This window comes from Rhizobium sp. BR 314 (assembly GCF_047445805.1).
GTDB classification, from domain to species: domain Bacteria; phylum Pseudomonadota; class Alphaproteobacteria; order Rhizobiales; family Rhizobiaceae; genus Rhizobium; species Rhizobium lusitanum_B.
Map to the genome: position 1 here is coordinate 1 of NZ_JARWLA010000044.1, position 19,040 is coordinate 19,040.

Annotated in this window: 16 protein-coding genes and 1 pseudogene; 4 read left to right on the plus strand and 13 right to left on the minus strand. The window is 59.4% G+C overall.

All coding sequences use genetic code 11. The features are described 5' to 3' along the window. The 4 genes and pseudogenes from QD461_RS32125 to QD461_RS32140 all read right to left on the minus strand — a co-directional run. Nucleotides 1-219, minus strand: a pseudogene (locus QD461_RS32125) (cytochrome c); the annotation flags it as partial. A 7-nt stretch (nucleotides 220-226) separates the two neighbouring features. Continuing rightward, nucleotides 227-772 (minus strand): (2Fe-2S)-binding protein, encoded by a 546-nt coding sequence (locus tag QD461_RS32130; RefSeq protein WP_414091121.1) that lies wholly within the window; start codon nucleotides 770-772, stop codon nucleotides 227-229. Then, on the minus strand, nucleotides 769-3,594 hold the full coding sequence (locus tag QD461_RS32135) for a xanthine dehydrogenase family protein molybdopterin-binding subunit (protein ID WP_414091122.1): 2,826 nt from the start codon (nucleotides 3,592-3,594) through the stop codon (nucleotides 769-771). The genes QD461_RS32130 and QD461_RS32135 overlap by 4 nt, the downstream gene beginning before the upstream one ends. Nucleotides 3,595-3,701: 107 nt before the next feature. Continuing rightward, complete coding sequence (locus tag QD461_RS32140) at nucleotides 3,702-4,613, minus strand: LysR family transcriptional regulator (RefSeq protein ID WP_414091123.1); 912 nt, start codon at nucleotides 4,611-4,613, stop codon at nucleotides 3,702-3,704. A gap of 163 nt (nucleotides 4,614-4,776) precedes the next feature. Here QD461_RS32140 and QD461_RS32145 point away from each other — a divergent pair, with 163 nt between their 5' ends. After that, nucleotides 4,777-5,415: a DsbA family protein gene (locus QD461_RS32145; protein ID WP_414091124.1), complete on the plus strand. Its 639-nt coding sequence runs from the start codon at nucleotides 4,777-4,779 to the stop codon at nucleotides 5,413-5,415. A 26-nt stretch (nucleotides 5,416-5,441) separates the two neighbouring features. Further along, nucleotides 5,442-6,338 carry an MBL fold metallo-hydrolase gene (locus tag QD461_RS32150; RefSeq protein ID WP_414091125.1) on the plus strand — a complete coding sequence of 299 codons (897 nt, stop codon included), beginning with the start codon at nucleotides 5,442-5,444 and terminating at the stop codon, nucleotides 6,336-6,338. Nucleotides 6,339-6,464: 126 nt separating this feature from the next. Here the strand turns inward: QD461_RS32150 and QD461_RS32155 are convergent, their stop codons facing one another. Together QD461_RS32155 and QD461_RS32160 are read right to left on the minus strand one after the other, a co-directional pair. Further along, on the minus strand, nucleotides 6,465-8,285 hold the full coding sequence (locus QD461_RS32155) for an ABC transporter ATP-binding protein (RefSeq protein ID WP_414091126.1): 1,821 nt from the start codon (nucleotides 8,283-8,285) through the stop codon (nucleotides 6,465-6,467). Between the two features lie 80 nt (nucleotides 8,286-8,365). After that, nucleotides 8,366-9,565 carry an aminotransferase class V-fold PLP-dependent enzyme gene (locus tag QD461_RS32160; RefSeq protein ID WP_414091127.1) on the minus strand — a complete coding sequence of 400 codons (1,200 nt, stop codon included), beginning with the start codon at nucleotides 9,563-9,565 and terminating at the stop codon, nucleotides 8,366-8,368. Between the two features lie 151 nt (nucleotides 9,566-9,716). Between QD461_RS32160 and QD461_RS32165 the strand changes: the two genes are divergently transcribed. Then, complete coding sequence (locus QD461_RS32165) at nucleotides 9,717-10,532, plus strand: IclR family transcriptional regulator (protein WP_414091128.1); 816 nt, start codon at nucleotides 9,717-9,719, stop codon at nucleotides 10,530-10,532. Nucleotides 10,533-10,601: 69 nt separating this feature from the next. On the opposite strand, the gene QD461_RS32170 is transcribed toward QD461_RS32165, so the two are convergent. The 6 genes from QD461_RS32170 to QD461_RS32195 form a co-directional block, all read right to left on the minus strand. Then, nucleotides 10,602-11,117 carry a RidA family protein gene (locus QD461_RS32170; RefSeq protein WP_414091129.1) on the minus strand — a complete coding sequence of 172 codons (516 nt, stop codon included), beginning with the start codon at nucleotides 11,115-11,117 and terminating at the stop codon, nucleotides 10,602-10,604. Nucleotides 11,118-11,159: 42 nt separating this feature from the next. Continuing rightward, the gene (locus tag QD461_RS32175) at nucleotides 11,160-12,371 is read right to left on the minus strand and encodes an amidohydrolase/deacetylase family metallohydrolase (RefSeq protein ID WP_414091130.1); all 1,212 of its coding nucleotides are present in this window, start codon (nucleotides 12,369-12,371) and stop codon (nucleotides 11,160-11,162) included. Nucleotides 12,372-12,375: 4 nt separating this feature from the next. Beyond that, entirely contained in the window at nucleotides 12,376-13,260 is an 885-nt protein-coding gene (locus QD461_RS32180; RefSeq protein ID WP_414091131.1) for an ABC transporter permease, read from the minus strand. Then, complete coding sequence (locus QD461_RS32185; RefSeq protein WP_414091132.1) at nucleotides 13,260-14,201, minus strand: ABC transporter permease; 942 nt, start codon at nucleotides 14,199-14,201, stop codon at nucleotides 13,260-13,262. The genes QD461_RS32180 and QD461_RS32185 overlap by 1 nt, the downstream gene beginning before the upstream one ends. Before the next feature lie 74 nt (nucleotides 14,202-14,275). Next, complete coding sequence (locus QD461_RS32190; protein WP_414091133.1) at nucleotides 14,276-15,805, minus strand: ABC transporter substrate-binding protein; 1,530 nt, start codon at nucleotides 15,803-15,805, stop codon at nucleotides 14,276-14,278. A gap of 306 nt (nucleotides 15,806-16,111) precedes the next feature. Continuing rightward, complete coding sequence (locus QD461_RS32195) at nucleotides 16,112-17,011, minus strand: LysR substrate-binding domain-containing protein (RefSeq protein ID WP_414091134.1); 900 nt, start codon at nucleotides 17,009-17,011, stop codon at nucleotides 16,112-16,114. Between the two features lie 115 nt (nucleotides 17,012-17,126). On the opposite strand from QD461_RS32195, the gene QD461_RS32200 reads away from it, so the two are divergent. Continuing rightward, on the plus strand, nucleotides 17,127-17,957 hold the full coding sequence (locus QD461_RS32200; RefSeq protein WP_414091135.1) for an oxidoreductase: 831 nt from the start codon (nucleotides 17,127-17,129) through the stop codon (nucleotides 17,955-17,957). A gap of 122 nt (nucleotides 17,958-18,079) precedes the next feature. On the opposite strand, the gene QD461_RS32205 is transcribed toward QD461_RS32200, so the two are convergent. Beyond that, a complete protein-coding gene (locus QD461_RS32205; protein WP_414091136.1) occupies nucleotides 18,080-18,979 on the minus strand; it encodes a LysR family transcriptional regulator in 900 nt (299 codons plus the stop codon). Nucleotides 18,980-19,040 lie beyond the last annotated feature (61 nt).

Consider the following 19,040-nt stretch of genomic DNA (forward strand, 5'->3'; position numbering starts at 1 on the left):
TGGCGCCCCGCCCCTCGCGGTGTGGCAGGCATAACAGTCCGCGGCCACCGCGACATAGGCGCCGCGCTTGGCAAGATCCTTCATCTGATCGCTCGTCAAAGCCTGGTCGATGTCCTTTCCGACCACGCTCTTCTCAAACAGTCCCAGGAAAATAGCGCCTGCGACAACGGCGCCCAGGACGACCGCACCGGCTATGGTCCAAAACAATTTTCTGATCATGATCGCACTACGCCTTCACCAAACCGGGGGTCTGAAGGGCAAGATCGCGCACTGCCTCGAAATAACGGACATAGCCGGTACAGCGACAGATGTGGCTGCCGAGTGCATTCGTGATCGCCTGTTCGAGTTCAGCGCGCCTGACCGGCTCACGCCTGAGCTTATCCAGGAGGACGCTTGCAGCCGTCACGAACCCGGGCGTGCAATAGCCGCACTGAAAGGAAAAATGCTCGATGAAGGCCTGTTGTACCGGTGACAGTTCCGTGATCGCGCCATTGGCGTCACGCTTGGCGTGTCCCTCCACGGTTCTGACCTTGCGGCCGGCGAACCAGTGGGCACCAACAATGCAGGTGCGCATCTCTTCGAGCACACCATCATCCCTTTCGACGATGACGGTGCAGGCATGACAGATGCCCTGGCCACACCCCATGCGCGAGCCCGTCAGATTGAGGTATTCATAGAGGAAGTCCTGCATCATCATTGCTTCGGGCACGTCGATCGGGCCTACGGCCTTGTCATTGATGGTGAGCGACAGTTGCTTTGACGAAAGGGTCATGACAGCGCCTCCAGAATATTGTCCGAGGTGATTGGCAGGCTGTAGAACCGCTTGCCGATGGCATGCGCGACGGCGTTGGCGATCGCCGGGACGACGGCGATCATGACGACCTCGGCCATTCCCTTGGGCGTGTCGGTTTCAGAGAGCGGCGGCAGGATCTCGTAGGTCTGCGACCATACGGCAACATCCTGTGCCATCGGAAGCTCGTAGCGGTTCCAGTTCCACGTGCCATCGCCCGGACCATCCTCATAGAGCGGCAGGAACTCCTTAAGGGCATGGCCGATGCCCATGGCAAGGCCACCCTGGATCTGTCCCGAAACAAGTTCCGGCACGATCTGCCGGCCGCAATCCATGATCGAGTGATGCGAAAGCAGGGATACGTCACCCGTTGCGGTATCGACGACAATCTCGGCAAGCGTCGCCATAGGAGTATAGTAGGTTACACCGGCATTGTTGCGCTGGACCTGTGGGTAATCAACGCTCTTGCGGTCGACGAACTGCCACCCATCCAGCGTCATCAGCGCCTTGCGGTCAGCCGGAGCGCCATCACCATAGCGCACGGCCAAGGCGTCAATGGCGAAACGATGCTGCCCGAGCGTGCCGAGGTCGAACTCCGCTTCTGCCCATTGCCAACGATTGAAGGTATGGACCGTCACGCCGGTGACCAGCCCCTGTCGATGCGCTTCGGCCGCGACCTCTGCAAAGGTTAGCGGTTGCAGTCCGGCGGCGTTGACTATTCCGCCCGCGAGCCGCAGGTCGCGCCGCCGCACCGCCTCGGGCGCAATCTGTCCGCCGCCGATGCCTCGAGACCATAGCGCCTGAGCCGCTGGCCAAATCGCAAGATCGATCAGGGCCTGCGCCGCCTCGCGCGTAGCATGGCCGAGATAGTAGACGCTGTTAGACGCGCTCATTGGCGATGTGAAGGAAGGGGTCCAGCGCGGATTGCGCATCCGCTGGTTCTCCTCGTCCTGTGACATTGTGTAGGGCTGATCGGTGGTTTCCAGTGGCATTTGCGGCCAGCGCACCTTGCCATATTCGGTATCATCGGGCGCTACGCCGAGAATATCGGCCACCATGATGGCCTGCGATGTCGTCGCACCCGTGCCGATTTCATGGGCGACATGGACGAGCTTCAGCCGCCCCTTGGCATCAAACTCGATCGTGGCAAGCGCAGCCTCTGCGCCGGTCCCATAGTCCTTGTGGACATGTCCGTAGCCGACACCATATTTCTTGCCTGGATTGGCCGCGTCGAACGCCTCTTTCTTCTTCTGCCGATCGCGCCATAGCGGATGCGCGCGCGCTCTGCGAATAATCTCCTCATGGCGCATGGCGCCGGCGGGAACGGCACCCTGTTGGTTCTTCATGCCCGAACGCAGGACGTTTTTTAGCCGCAGGTCCATGACATCAATGCCGATCAACTCAGCCACCTCATCGACCATCATCTCGGTTGCCGACATGGTTTGGAGCGTGCCGTAGCCGCGGGTCGAGCCGGCGTCGACTGCCCGAGACGCGACCGCCGCCGCCGAAAAATCGCTTTTCGGCAGGTAGTATATCCCTTGTGCCGCGGTCGCCCCGACCGCGCCGACAGAGGGAGAGAAATTCTCGCGGCCGCCACCATCGTTCTTATAGACACCGGTCATGGCACGAAACTGCCCGGTCTTGCGGTCGACGACTAGGACATTGTCCATCCAGAACGCATGGCGCTTCAGCCCCATCTGAAACTGCTCGTAGCGATCATTGGCGAGACGCACCGGATGACCGTTGCCGTAGAGCCCAGCTAGGACACAGTAGAATGGGAAGATCGCGTGATCCTTGGTACCGTAGCCGACAGTATAGCCGACGCGAAGATCCACTTCCTTCAGAGGATATTTCGACTTCGAGACCATATGAGCTGCAACCTCGGCGACCTCATAAGGCGACTGCGTCGCGATCATCGCATGCAGAATTCCACTTGTGGGATCATACCAGACATTGCCGTTGTCGGCCTCCATCGCAGAGGCATCCGTCGACTGAGAAAAGAAATGACGTTTCAGGACCAATACATCGCCACCAGCTGTTGCGATTTCCCGTTCGATTTCGGCAGCTGCCGCCATGCCGCGCGCCATGGCGTCGCTGTCACCGGGGGCCGGCCATTGCGGCTCATCACCCTTGAAGCCGGCTCGGATCACCGTGTCCTTGAGGGATGAATAGCGGTCCTCCGCAGCGGGATCGCCCCCGTCGATACGCACATAGCGCGCAGAGGCGTAAGGACCGGGTGTGGTGGATGCCGCCTTTTCACCATATTGGACCACACGGTCGTCAAAGCGTACTAAGCGCTTGGCCGCGTCATAGCGGGCGAAGTCGTGATAGATGAGCAGAGCCACGGGCTGGCCAAGCAGGCGCGCCGTCTGCCCCTTCGGCACCAGAAAGACGTCACCATAAAAACCCGGCACCGGAATTTCGACGCCGTCGGCCGCCAGATCCTCGTGCAGCACCATGCGATCCGGCTTCAGATCCTCACCGAGCACCTTGAGGTCTATACCGGCAAAAGCGAGGTCCGTTCTCGTCGCATGCAGCAGAAAGGCATGCGACTGTTCCTTTGGCCATCCTTCGAGGTCGCGCGCACGATAGTCGCGTGAGAAGGTCTTTTCACCGGTGACCTTGGCGATGGCATCAAGCCGGTATTTCGGCTTGCCTGCGTTGTTCAGCCAGTCGGGGCCGGGTCGGGGCGGCGTCTCGATCAGCCGTGCCTCGGCCGCAGGCGCAAGAAACGTTACCTTGATCGCAACGCCTGCAGCCACACTTGCTTTCAGAAAATCCCTGCGAGAAAAGGCCCTGTTCATGGCACTGACTCCGTCGTGCTTTCGGATCGTTCCCAACTGCTAGTTTAGATCAACAGACTGATTTTTCGCAAGAATGTTGTGAGGCCGATCGAAAACTCGCGCCAGTGTCAGGCGTGACTGCGCCGGCCTCTCTCGGCGGCCTGCATCATCTCGATGAATCGTCTCACCTTGGCGGGACGAAAGCGGGCAATCGGCAGCACAGCATGGATTCCGCCGGCAGGCAGCGTCCACTCCGGAACCAGGCGCTGTAAGCGTCCGGTCGCGATATCATCGACGACCATATAGTCTGGGAACACCGAAACACCGATGCCGGCCTTCACACAGGCATAGGCAGAGGGTGTCTTGTCCGCGCGCACCGCGGAGCGCATCTCGACGATCTCCGATTGGCGCCCTTCTTTGGAAAAGACCCAGCGCAGCGGCTGGCGCAGAACGGCGTTCTCGATCCACGGCAGCGCCGACACATCGGCGGGCTCCATGGTCTTGGGGAAGCGTGCCGCGAGCCCCGGCGTCGCCACCAGATATTGCTGGAAAGTACCAAGGCGCTGCGCCTTGTTGCTCATATCTGTGAGCCACCCAACCCTGATAGCCAGATCCACCTGGCCATTGGCGAGGTCAATCACGCTGTCGTCGAATATGAGATCGACGCGCATTTGCGGGAAGCGATCGCGATAGGCAGCAACCACCGAGGCAACGACTGCGGCGCCATAATCCAATGGTGCGGTCAGCGTCAGAGTGCCGGCAGGTTCGCTCGCATGTAGGGACATTTCTCCATAGGCGGCTTCCGCTTCCCGCAGGATGATCACGCAGCGGTCGTAGAACACCCGTCCTTCTTCAGTTGCATGCAGCCGCCGTGTCGTCCGCATCAGCAATGAGACGCCAAGTTCCTCCTCCAGGCGCGCCACCTGGTGGCTGACCACGGCCTTGGCGACGCCAAGCCGCTCGCCTGCGGCCGTGAACGACCCCGTCTCCACGACGGAGGTGAAGAAAACCAGCCTGTTGAGATTAAGGAGCTCGCTCATGTCATTGTTTGATCAGATCATACGGTTTGTACGATTGACTGATATTTATCCACACGGCAAGAGCTGAGATGATCCGGCTCTAGAATCAAAGAAGTAGAGCATGATGTCGTGCGAAAACCGCATACACTTTTCGGCATCCTGCTTTAAACAGAGGACCCGAGCCATGCAGGAATTGTCAGCTACCTATCTCTTCGACCCCTTGTGCGGCTGGTGCTATGGCGCAAGCCCGATGATCGAGCGCCTGCTGTCGGCGGGCATCGACGTCCGCCTTCTGCCGACTGGCCTGTTTTCCGGATCCGGTGCCCGCGAGATGGATGCAACGTTTGCAGCCTATGCCTGGTCGAACGATCAGCGCATCGAACGTCTGAGCGGCCAGCCGTTTTCCGAGGACTATCACTCCAAGGTCTTGAATAAGGCAGGCTCGCTGTTCGACTCCGGCGCCGCCACCCTTGCTATCACAGCGACCGGCATTGTGGACTATCGCCGGCGCTTCGATGCGCTGCGCGTCATACAGCATGCCCGCTATGTGACGGGGCTCGACGTCACCAGTCTGCCTGTCCTCGCCGATCTGCTCGCCTCCGAAGGTCTCGCAGACGCAGCAAGCCTGCTGATCGAAGCGCCGGACGAACTCCTTGCCAGCAATCGGCACCTCATCGCGCAGGGTCAGGATCTGTTTCGCCGGCTTGGCGCGAACGGAGTTCCGGCGCTTGCGATCGAAAGAAACGGGCAACAGCGCCTTCTCGACGCCAGTGCTCTGTTCAGCAGCTATGACAACCTCGTGGCACATCTGAAAGCCGCTTGACCCCCGCGAACGATAAAGGAACCAGCATGTTTACCAGACGTGACGCACTGAAACTTTCGCTTGCCGCCAGCACCATCTCGATTATCTCCATGGCTGCCTCCCGCGCCGCAGGTGCAAAGCTCAACTGGCAATATTTCCAGGCGCCCGAGACAGGCTTTCGCCGCACGCCCGTGTTGCTCACCGGAAAGAAGGAGGCGATCCTCCTCGACGGCGGCTTCACCCTTTCCGACGGGCGCGCCGTCGCAGACGCCATCAAGTCGACGGGTAAGCAGTTGAGTACCATCTATGTGAGCTGCAATGATCCCGATTATTACTTCAGCCTCCGGCCGATCGTTGACGCTTTTCCAGATGCGAAGGTCATTGCCAAGCCTGCCACGGTTGCGGCCATCCATGCCAATGTGGAAGGCAAGCTCGCCACTTGGGGACCACAACTGAAGGAAAACGGTCCGCAGAAATTGGCCGATGTCGTCATTCCGACTGCGTCGGATCTGAAGGTACTCGAGCTCGACGGCGAAAAGATCGAGATCGTCGACATTCCCGACATGCATGATCGCCGCTATTTGTGGGTTCCTTCCCTCAAGGCCATATTCGGCGGCGTGCTGGTATCCTCAGGCATTCATGTCTGGGTCGCCGACGAGGCCACTCCTGAAAAGCGCCAGGCATGGATCAAGGCGCTTGACGAACTGGCGGCACGCAAGCCGGAGATCGTCGTCCCCGCCCATCAGACGGAGGGCGCGCCGCAGGGGCTTGATGCCGTCAAGTTCACGCGAGACTACCTTGTCGCCTTCCATGAGGAAGAACAGAAGGCCAAGGACAGCGCAGCTTTGATCGCCGCGATGACAAAGCGATATCCCAATCTCGCCGATGTCGGTTCCCTTGAACTGGGTGCCAAGGTCGTAAAGGGTGAGGTAAAATGGGGATGAGCGGCTTAATATCGGCTTAGCGACTGTCGCGCCAGGTCGTTGTGATGTCGCGATGCGGCCGAATGCCCTAGATCCGGCCTCGGGTTGCTGTGTGCGGACAAAAAGCTCACATTGGAGAGCTCTTCATCACGCCTGCACGAAATGATGGTCGCTAAGCTGACGATAATTGCGCTGCGGTGGCACATAGTCGACGGGCCGCATCGGGCTCTTCAACTCTTCCACCTCCATCATGTGGCGCAGATGTCGACGTTCCGGATCGGGGATTGGCACCGCAGACAGCAGTTTTTTCGTATAGGGATGCTGCGGGTTTTCGAAGATTTCCGACCGCTTGCCGATCTCGACGATTTCGCCCAGATACATGACCGCCACGCGATGGCTGACGCGCTCCACAACGGCCATGTCATGGCTGATAAACAGATAGGCAAGCTTGAGGCTCGCCTGTAGTTCGAGCATCAGGTTTATGACCTGCGCCTTGATCGAAACGTCGAGCGCTGAGACGGATTCGTCCGCGACGATGATTTTCGGATCCATGGCCAATGCGCGGGCGATGCAGACGCGCTGCCGCTGGCCGCCGGAAAACTCGTGCGGGAAACGATCGGCCATATCGGGCTGCAGGCCGACACGCTGCAGGAGATCCGCCACCTTTGCACGGGCCTCGACCTTTGTGCCCATACGGTGCTCGAGATAGGGCTCGGCAATGGCCTCGCCCACCCGAATACGCGGATTGAGGCTGGCGAAGGGGTCCTGAAAGATCATCTGCATCTTGTGGCGCATTTGACGCAGCGCCTTGCTGTCGAGCCGCAGCACCTCCTCGCCATCGACTTTGACCGATCCTCCCTGCGGCGCGATCAGGCGCATGATGGCACGGGCAGTCGTGGATTTGCCGCAGCCGGATTCCCCAACGAGCGACAGGGTTTCACCCGGTTGCAGGGTGAGACTTATATTCTCAATGGCATGCACCCGCCCCTGCAGACGGCCGAGCAGGCCGGCATGGATATCGAAACGCTTGACCAGATTCTTCACCTCAAGCACCGGTGGCGCAGCGTGGTCCACCGTATCCGGCGACACAACCGGCTCCTCGGGCAGACCTGTCTTTGGATCGAGATCGGGAAAGCGCAGCGGATGAGAATAGGGCTTCATGGAGCCGAGCATGGGCACTGCCGACAAAAGCGCCCGCGTATAGGGATGGCGTGAGTTGTGGAATATGTCGGAGGTTGGACCACTCTCCACCGCATCACCGCGGAACATGACCACGGTGCGATCGGCAATCTCGGCCACCACACCCATATCATGGGTGATGAAGAGGACGGAGGTGCCCTCTTCCTGCTGTAAAGTCTTGATGAGATCGAGGATCTGCCCTTGGATTGTCACGTCGAGCGCGGTCGTCGGCTCATCGGCGATCAAGAGCTTGGGACGCGCGGCAAGCGCCATCGCGATCATCACGCGCTGGCGCATGCCGCCGGAAAAGCGATGCGGATATTCATCGAAACGCGAAGAGGCAGACGGGATGCGCACGCGCTCAAGCAGGCGGATGGTTTCGGCGCGTGCTTCCTCTCGGCTCATCGGCGTGTGGCAGATCAGCGCCTCGGAAATCTGTTCGCCAATAGTGAAGAGCGGATTGAGCGAAGTCATCGGTTCCTGAAAGATCATCGACACTTCGCTGCCACGCACCTGCCGCATGATCGGTTCGTCGAGCGCTAGGATATCGCGCCCGTTGAGCATGATACGACCTTCGATGCGGCTGGTGTCCTTCTGCAGGAGCCGCATGATCGAAAGCGAGGTCACGCTCTTGCCCGAGCCGGATTCACCCACGACCGCTACGGTCTCACCTGGATTGACGGTAAAGGAGATATCGCGCACCACCGGCTTCCAGGCACCGTCCACCAGAAAGGACGTAGTGAGATTCTCCACTGAGAGCACAGGCTTAACGGTGTCATTCAGGGTCATGATCTCTATTCCTGTCTCATTCCACATTGTTCGGCAGATCTTTGCCCCAGAGCCAGTTCAATCTTGAGGAAGACAATAGCTCAATCGGGCCAGCGGCGAAGAGTGTCGAAACGGCGCCGGTTGCGGTCGCTAAGCGACGTCGCGATGATCTCATTGGATGCGCGTGCCTTGTCGAGTTCCTCGCCAAGGCGTTTGGCGACCACCTCTTCCTGGCCTGGATGCAGATTGCAGGGGTCGAGATAGAAGTAATGATGCTCCACCTCGTGGTCTCGCGCGATGACAGGCGGATTGCCCCGCGCCAAGGCATCGACAAGATCCCAGGCGGTGATATGCGCGACTGTTGGGTCGATGGTCACGCGCAGGCGATCAAGCGGATTGTGGGTGGGATCGGCCTCGATCACCGCACTTACTCCGCCATAGGCGCCGAGCGCCTCGCGCCAGAGGTCGAGATAGGATTTTTCGCGCGCGCGAATGGCGGCATGATCGCGCCTTTCCCAGGCCTCGAGCGCCGCCATGACGCCGTAGATGCTCTCCTTTCCGACCTTCATGCCGCGCCCTATGCCAGCGTTCTGAAGGAAGGTATTGCGCACCATTTCTTTCGGGCCGGCCACAATGCCGCTGGTCGGACCGCCGAGGAATTTGTGGCCTGAATAGAGCACCACGTCGGCGCCGGCTTCGAGAAAACCACGCAGATCATATTCTGATGCGGCATCGACGATCACCGGAACATTGCGCTCATGGCAGATTTCCGCGAAGCGGGTCAGTTCCAGAAGGCCGTAATTGACCACATGATGCGAGACGACGTAGACAGCCGCTGCGGTACGTTCGTTGATCGCGCCCTCCAGATGATGTTCAAAAGCGCTGGTCGCCTGCCCAATCAGCACCGGCTTGGCTCCGGTGATGCGGATCGCCTGATCGACCGGCGCGCCGTAGCTCACCACATGGCCCATCTGCACGATGATCTCGTTCTTCAGCCCGGTCGTATCCGGCAGACGCTCTATAGCAGCGAGATTGTCCTGCGTCATGCAGCCCGCAACAGCAAGCGTGATACCAGCCGAGCAAGAGGCAGTAACGAAGCCGGCTTCTGCTCCCGTCAGCCGGGCAATCACTGCACTCGCCCTGCGCTGAAGATCATTGATCTCCACGAATTGCGGCAGGATACGGCTCATCGCCTCCGCCACTTCAGGCACCGCGATGGAGGCGCCAAGCCCGGTCATCGTGCCCGAAACGTTGACGACTTCGCGCAGTCCAAGCATGTTGCGAATATTTACATTGGTCATCTTCATCTCCCGACCGATGCGCCGACGGCTCGGCGTTCACATTGTGGCGGATTATTCCATAAATCTGGTATTTACTTCGGTTTTATGTAACAAACGGCAATCGCGCCGCGGGAATATTGTGTCGCAACCAAAGCTTCGACGGAGCCATTTCATGCCCCCTGAACCCGCTCTTAAAACCGAACCTGCGTCCGCTGCCGAAAAGGCCGCCCGCCGCTCGCGTGTCAGTGGCATCGACCGGGTATTGCAGGTGCTCGATTTCCTCTGCGATACCGGGCGTCCAAGCGGCGCCTACGCTATCGCCAAGTCCATCGGCGCGCCGCTTTCCACCGTCTATGTCATCGTGGAGGACATGGTCGAGAAGGGCATGCTGTCGCGCGGATCCGACGGCAATCTCTGGTTGGGCGATCGCCTTTACCGTTACGGCCTCGCCTATGCGCGCTCGCTGGATTTTCTGAGCGTCGCCAACGGTGAAATGCACGAACTTTGCCGCCATATCGGCGAAACGATCCAGCTTTGCGGGCTGGACGGTGATCACATGCAAGTTCTCGCGATGGCCGACGGCCCCGGCCATTTCCAGGTCACTTCGCGGGTCGGAACCCGCGTTCCCCTCAACTGGACGGCATCGGGACGTCTGTTGGTTGGCCATCTGCCCGACGACGAACGGTTGGCCTTGTTCAGACGCTGCGCCACAGCTTCGCCCACCGGTCGCGCAGATACCGACCCGCAAACCCTTTCTGATGCGGCCAAGCGCGCCTTCGCTCAACGGCTTTCCATCCAGGCTGGAGAGTCCGACTATGCGGTCGCCTGTATCGCCTCGCCGGTCTGCAATGAAAAGGGTGTCTGCGTCGCGACCATTTCGATCGTGCTGCCTGAGCAGAAGATCGCGGAAAACCCGGCACATTACACCGAAAGTGTCCGGCAATCCGCCGAGCGGATCGAGAAGGCGATGGGCTGGCGCAATCATTGATCCATCCTGGTTCTTTGCCGGGCCGTTCTTGCGAGTAGAAAACCGGTCGACATGTTTCCTGGAGCCGCCCTATTCATGCAGGGCGACGATGGCTTCGATCTCGACGGAAATATTGTTGGGAAGCGAGCCCACCCCGATTGCCGAGCGTGCATGGTGGCCGGTCTGACCGAATACTTCGATGAAAAGATCCGAGCAGCCGTTGATGACGCGGGGATGTTCACCGAAGTCCGGCTCGGCATTGACCATGCCCAGCAGCTTGACGACGCGTTTGACCCGGTTGAGGTCGCCTAAAGCCTGATGCATGACGGCGAGAAGGTTGATCCCCGTCAAACGCGCATGCCGGTAAGCCTCTTCGATGGACACGGTGGTCCCGACCTTCCCCTTGCACAGGGTCCCGTCGGTTCCAAGCGGTCCCTGGCCAGACAAATAGAGCACATTGCCCTCTTGCACGTGCGTCACGAAGTTGGCGATCGGCGGCGGCGCTTCGGGAAGTTGGATGCCGAGAGCCTCGAGACGCTTGTAAGGATCGATCTCCTGGCCGGTCGTTGAATTTGCGATGCGGGTCGACACGGGAACTCCTGTCATTCTGCGGCGCTGGATCGGCTGCCGCGCTCTTTCTCAATAGGATCAGCGGCAATCATGGCCATGACTGTGACCGGCACAGCCGACCGCATCAGGCTGGTAACGGTTTGCCGGGAAGACGTCGCCGCCGATGACGGCGTATCGCGGCTCGAAAAGCCGGTTGAGAACCGCTTTGTGGCCGAGCGAGTCCGTCACGGTCAGTTCGGAATCGACAAGGTCGAATATGGTGAATTCACTCCGCGCCCCAGGCTTCAGCAGATCATTCATGGGCAGACGGATGACTTCTGCCGGAGCATGCGTCACCGCCTCCACGACCTTTTCAAACGGCATGCCGACACTTAGGAGCTTTGACATGGTCGTGCCGAGATCCCAGACCGACTGGTTCATGCTGCGCAGATGTACATCGGTCGAAATGGAGAAAGGCAACAGGCCGCGCTCAATTGCGATTTCCGCGACCTTGAACGAGAAAGACGCCCCGCCATGGCCGATGTCGAGGCGAATGCCGTCTCTCGCGCAGCGTTCGGCCAGTTGGAACAAGTCCTCGTCTTCGATGATGCTGCTGCCGACCTTGCCGTTGAAGCAATGGGTCACGATATCGCCGGGGCCGAGGATTTCCAGCACTTCGTCATAGAGCGCGGGCGGCTCGCCGACATGCACCATCATCGGGATCTTCAGGATTTTGGCGATCTTCTTACCGACCTTGACCGGCGTGACGCCCCATGAGCCGGTGATGACATGGCTTGCCCGAACCTTAATGCCGACAATATGGTCCCGATTGGCTTCGTAGCAGGCGACGATACGGTCGAGATCGATGGAGCGGATGTCACTCAGTTCGCTGACGCGGTTGCAGGCGACAAGGCCGATGGAACCGAGATTGAGGAAGGCTTTAATGCGCTCACGCGATTGTTCGATAATATATTCGCGAAAGCCGTGAAAATTAGCCTCGCCCGCTGAACCTGCATCGACGATGGTGGTCACACCGCGTTGCACGCCGCACAGATTGGGACGAACGGAAATATCCGTGCCGCCGTGCCAGACATGGGCATGCAGGTCGGCCCAGCCGGGTGAAATCCATGCGCCTTTGCCATCGATCACCTCTCCGGCGCCCTCTTGTGAGAGGTTCGTGCCAACGGTCGAGATCGTGCCATCCGGGCCGACCAGAATGTCGATTGGTCCCACATGGCCGTCAGCGCCGAAGGCTACGGGTTTGACATTGGCGATAAGCAGCGAAGCATTGGGGGAAGCATGCGCCGGCATGAGATCATATATCCTTTTTCAGGCGAGGATCGAGAAGGTCGCGGAAACCATCGCCCACCAATTGCAGTGACAGAACGGAGAGCACGATAGCGGCACCGGGAAACAGCGTCATCCAATCGGCCTGTCCGACATATTGCCGACCGGCAGCAATCATCGTGCCCCAGGTCGGAATGTCCGGGCTGACGCCGAGGCCAAGGAAGGACAGGCCCGCCTCGGCCAACATCGCGCTCGCAAACAGGAAGGTTGCCTGCACGATGATCGGCGACACCAGGTTGCGCAGCACATGGCGCGTCAGGATATGCCGCGTCGAAATGCCCATGGATACTGCAGCCTCGACGTAGGGCAGCTCGCGGATCACCAGCGACGAGGCACGCACCACCCGGGCAAGGCGCGGCGCATAGACGATGGACAGAGCCACGATCACGGTCGCCAGCGACGGCCCGAGCGCCGCGACCAGTGCAATCGCCAGCAGAATATCCGGGAAGGCCATCATTGCATCGATCAGCCGGGCGACGGGCGCATCGAGCTTTGGAAAGAAGCCCCCCAGCAAGCCCATCGTTATGCCGATGACAGAGGTGAGCGTAACGACGGCGGCGCCGACAAGCAGCGACAGCCGTCCGGCGTAAATGGTACGCGAAAAGACATCGCGTCCGAACTCGTCCGTGCCGAACCAGTAAACGCCCGATGGCGGCTTGAGACGATTAACGATCGAGAGCTTGTAGGGGTTGTAGGGCGCAATCCAGGGCGCCAGAACGGCAAGTAGCACAAAGACTACGAGGATCACAAGACCGACGGCAACGGTCTTGCGCTTCAGAAGGCGGCGCAGAAATTTCATGCGCTCACTCTGAATTCTGGTCTTACCGGTGGATTCGATGGCGGTATTGGTCATCAGTAGCGCACCCTCGGATCGACCAGCAAGTAAAGCATGTCGATGGCAAAATTGATCAACACATAGAGCGCGGCGATAACGAGAAGCGCCCCTTGAATGACAGGGTAATCGCGCCTCAACACCGCCGAGACCACCAAATTGCCGACGCCAGGCAGGCCGAACACAGTCTCCGTGACCACCGCGCCCGAAATTAACACGGCCATGGTAAGCCCGATGACGGTGATGATCGGGATCAAGGCGTTCTTCAATGCATGTCTGAGGACGACCCGTCGTTCATCGAGCCCCTTGGCACGCGCCGTGCGCACGTAGTCGTCGCCCAGAACATCCAGCATCGATGCGCGAGTAAAGCGCAAGATGAGCGCGGAGGATACCAGGCCGAGGGCAATAGCCGGCAGGCACAAATGCCACATCCGGTCGAGAAAACCGGCATCCGGTCCACCGTAACCCGATACGGGAAACCAACCCTGGCGTACCGCGAAAAACTGGATCAGCAACAGGCCGAGCCAAAAGCTCGGAACGCTCGCAGCAAACATGGCAAGCGCGGTCGCCGCCTGATCGACGAGGGAACCACGCCTGTAGGCGGCGTAGATACCGACCGGCAAGGCGACGACACAGGCGATAATGATCGAAAACAGCGTCAGGAAGAAAGTCGGTTCAGCCCGATCGCTGAGTGCCGACAGCACCGGTTGATTGAGGAAAATCGACCGACCAAGGTCACCTTTCAGCAGATTGCCGAGATAATAGATATATTGCAGGATCAGCGGCTGATCGAGCCCCAGTTGCGACCGAAGAGCGGCAATGTCGGCCGGCGTGGCATCCGGCCCCAACATGACTGCGGCCGGATCGCCAGGAGTGACGCGAACGATGATGAAAACGATCGTGACGACCAGAAACATCACGACGATCATGCCGATCAATCTTTGTACTATGTAGCGTATCATGACCCACGACAGTCCCGGCGGCTCGACAGGGGAACGCGAATTCCGGCCGGGCTGGCCCAGCCGGATGGAGCGTCCTATTTCTTTACCGATGCATTCCAGAAATAGGGCCACGGCGCCGGCGCTACCCCGTCCACCTTCTTGGATTTGGCAGAGACCGCGTTGAAATCACCTACCTTGATGAAGGGTACTTCATCCATGATCACCTTCTGTACGTCAGCCCAGAGGGCGACACGCTTCTGCGGGTCGGATTCCGCGTTGAAGGGGTTTACCACCTTTGCCCGATCCGGCGTGTCCCAATGACCCGGCGCGCTGGTCGACAGCATGCCGATCAGCGACGGCTCCGGCAGGAATGGCGAGTGGGTGATATAGATGTCCCAAAGCTTGGGATCGCTGCGGCGCTGAGTTAGCGTGGCCCAATCCACCACCTGCAGATCGACCGTAAAGCCGGCAGCTTTCAGATATTCGGCGGCGACCTGCGCCATCTTGTAGTGAAACTCGTATTGGCGGCTGGTGAGGATGCGTAGCGGCTCACCCTTGTAGCCGGCCTGCTTCAGCAGTTCGCCGGCTTTGGCAGGATCGCCGACGTTATAGTGTCCTTCGACGCCATCTTGCGTGTTCCATGCAAAACCCTTCGGATAGAGCGCACCATCCGCCGAATAGAAATCCTTCGATCCGAAGGCCGCGGTCATCATATCCTCGTCACCGAGTGCTGCCTGCACTGCCTGACGAAGCGCCTTGTTCTTGGTGATACCCTCGCCGGAATTGAGAACAAACAGTGCCATTCCGAACGGCTTCAGCATGACGGGTTCGGATGCAGCCGATGCCTTGATGCGATCATAGGATTCGACCGGAATGGAATCCACATAGTCATATTGGCCGGAGATGGCCGCCTCGATACGGGTATTGGCGTCGGGCACCGGCACGAAGCGGATCTCGTCCAGATACTGGTGACGCGCACCGCCATAGCCGTTGCTGTCGCCCGAGGGAGACTGATAGCCGGCAAAACGCTCCAGCTGGATATATTGATCCGGCTTGCGCTCCTTCAGCTTGTAGGGTCCTGTGCCGATGAATTCGGTCAACGGTTCCGCCTGCTTGGAGGCGGGCAGGATGATGGCGGCGGAATTGTTGAAGGCGAGCAGCGAGACCAGTGGCGCGTAGGGTGCAGAAAGCGTGATCTTGACGGTCAGCGAGTCGACCGCTTCGATCTTTTGTATCATGGTTGCGGTCTGCTTGCCGCGCGAGGCCAGCTTCGTCCAGCGTTCAAGCGACGCGACCACATCCTTCGCCGTCATTTCCGAGCCGTCGTGGAATTTCACGCCCTGCCGGAGCTTGATTACATAGGTCTTTCCGTCACCACTGATTTCCGGCAATGCCGATGCAAGAAGCGGCGTCGGCTTCCAGTTCGCGTCAAAAGTATAGAGCGTTTCGAAAATATGCTGACTGACGATGCCAACGAGGTCGGCCGTCGAAACCATTGGATCGAGCGTGGGTGGCTCGCCAACTGTGGCAACCGTAATCACACCCCCCTTTTGCTGCGCGAAGGCAAATGGCTGCGACGCGATCAACGCCGCGGAGACGAGCATAGCAAGCTTCAGGTGTTTCATTCCTTCTCCCCTTATTATACAATTATGGAATAGAAGATTTAATAGTGGAATGATAGATCGTAGAGGAGCCGTGTCAAGAGCCGAAGCGCGGGATGAGGAGAATGCACCTTCGGCATCGGACCGACGCGCTGATGATGTCTGTCGCCTGGTGCTTCTAGTCTCGGAAACGCCGAAGTTGAAAGGGCAACCCCGCCCTTCAAGCCAAAGGTCTCTGGAGACGAAACCGAAATTCGCAACTGAGCCTTTGCTGATCGGCTAAATATCACCACGCATTAAGCAATTGAGGAGCGCACCCTCAACGCAAACCTATCGTGCGACATCAGCAGTTCTGATGAAGTCCACGAAGGCCCTCAGCGCCCCCGGCAACTGCCTTCGGCTCGGATAGTAAAGATAGAATCCCGCATAGTAGGGGCACCAGTCCTCAAGGACGCGTTCCAACCGCCCTTCGGCAATTTCGGCCTCCACCTGGCCTTCAAAGGCAAAAGCGATGCCGGCGCCATCAAGTGCTGCCTTTACGGCAAGATCCTGATCACTGAGCGTCAGCCCGCCATTCACTTCGACCGTAAGGGCCGATCCGTCGCGCTCGAATTCCCAGGCATAGTTGCGCCCGTTGCGGAAGCGAAAGCCAATGCATGGTAGTCCCCGAAGGTCTTCTGGCCTCCTTGGCCTCGGATAGCGGCGAAAGAAGGCGGGAGAGGCAACATAGGCTGAGCGCTGTTTCGAGCCGAGCGGCACGGCAATCATGTCCTGAGCGACAGTTTCGCCAAATCGAACGCCCGCATCAAAACCTTCCGAAACCATGTCGACCATCGCGTAGTCGATTGTGATCTCCACGCTGATCCCCGGAAAGGCAGCGAGAAATCGCGTCACGAGCGGCAGCAATACCATCTCGGCGGATGCCCGGGCGGCATTGATGCGCAACGTGCCCGACGGGGCTCCTCTAAATTTGCCGAGATCCTCGATCGCGTCATCGATATCCAGAAACGCCGGGGCTACACGGGCAAACAGCTGTTCGCCCGCCTCGGTGAGCGCCACGCTGCGTGTCGTCCTGTTCAACAGGCGTAGCTCAAGCCGCTCTTCAAGCGTTCGCAGGGCATGACTAAGCGCTGATGGCGTACAGCCGATTTCGTCGGCCGCTTTGCGAAAGCTGCGATGCCGGGCAATCGCCAGAAATCTCGCCAAATCATTGTGGTCGACCCCACCCATTACTGAAATCTCTTCACTACTTCAGCAAAAACATAGCAGATTATTTCATGAGCAGGAAACCACTAGATTTCCCTAGGGAGGCCGGATCGGCCGGCATCGCAATTGGAGACATCCCATGAACACTTGGTTTATCACCGGCGTGAGTTCGGGCTTTGGCCGCACGATCGCCCAAGCGGCGCTTGATGCCGGCGACCGCGTCGTCGGCACGCTTCGCTCAGAGAAGGATCGAGCAGACTTCGCCGCCATTGCCCCTGGACGTTCCCACGGGGTGCTTCTCGATGTGGCGGACGCGGCGGCAATCTTACCGACAATCGAGCGCGTTGAACGCGAGATAGGGCCAATCGACGTGCTGGTGAATAATGCAGGCTACGGCCACGAGGGCATTGTTGAAGAATCCACCCTCGAGGAGATGCGCCGCCAGTTCGACGTGAACGTATTTGGAGCTGTCGCCGTGACAAAAGCGGTGCTGCCCGGCATGCGTATCCGGCGCGCTGGCCGGATCATCAATATCACCTCGATGGGCGCCTTCATCACAATGCCCGGTTTGGGCCTTTACCATGCCAGCAAGTTCGCGCTGGAGGGCTTCACTGAAACGCTTGGTAAGGAAGTCAAGGATTTCGGGATCCATGTCACAGCCGTCGAGCCGGGGTCATTCCGCACCAATTGGGGAGGCAGTTCGATGGTCCGTACGTCCCGATCCATCGCCGACTACGATTCTTTGATGAACCCGCTTCGCGAGCGCCGTAAGGCCTATGACGGTCGGCAGATCGGCGACCCAGCCAAACTTGGCGCGGCAGTTGTGACATTGGCCGGCTCGGCAAATCCACCTGCACATCTGCTCCTCGGGTCAGACGCACTCAGGCTGGTGGAGGAAAAGCTCGCCTTGATGCAGGCAGAGATTGCGGCGTGGAGGCACATCACGCTTGCCATGGACTTTGCAGAGTAAGCTCTTCGTCCTGACGCGTGAACCAACCCTGACGCGCTCAATTCAACACGTGACGGGATCGCCGCCGCCCGAGGGCTCAAGCGGCGACACCAGCATGCCGTGCGCTGGCAACAACTGTCGTATCAGCCCATGAGTTTGGGCAGTGTGGTTGCGAGCGCATCGACGGCAAGGCGAATCTTCTGCGGCAGATGCGGCGTCTGCAGCCATAGGCAGTTACAGTCATAGAGAAAGTCGGGCTGACCCGGCAAGACAAGGGCAAGCGCGCCTGCCTCGATCCATTCGCGAACGAGCCAATGTGGCAACCAAGCCAGACCCATGCCGGCACTTGCGGCATCAGCGATGGCGTCGAGGTCGTCGAGCCGGAGCCGGCTGCGTGGCGCAACCTCCGTCGCCGGCTGGTCCTGGTGCGGAAACAGCCATGGGGCGACCCGGTTAAGGCGGCTGTAGACGACGGCATGGTGTGCGTCGAGATCTTCGATCTGCTGTGGCCAGCCATGAGTCTCAAGATAACCCGGCGCACCGCAGACGACCATGCGCTGGCGTGCCACGCGACGCGCAATCACCCCGGCCCTGCTCTCCAAGGCGCCTGTGCGGATAACAAGATCGTAGCCATCGCTGACAAGATCAACGAACCGGTCGCTAAGGGACAGATCGAGTTCCAGTGAAGGATATTGCTGCGCAAGTTTGATGAGGATCGGGACAATGCAGCGCCGGCCGAGATGCACAGGCATGCTCACCCGCAGCTTGCCATGCGGCACGGAGATCTGATCGGCGGCGAGAGCATCCGCCGCCTCGGCTTCGGCAAGGACCACCCGGCAGCGGTCGTAATAGGCGTAGCCGAACTCCGTCAAGCTCTGGCGGCGTGTGGTCCGGTTGATGAGGCGGATGCCCAGGCGGTCCTCCAGAAAGCGGACATGCTTGCCGACCATCGGAGCAGACAAGCCCAACGCATCAGCGGCGGCCGCGAACGAGCCGAGCTCGATCGCTTTCACAAATACCGCCATGCTCGTAAGACGATCCATATTCGAAACCAATAGTTAATTCTGCCAATCTCGATGACCAATTTAACGGCAAACCTTAGGG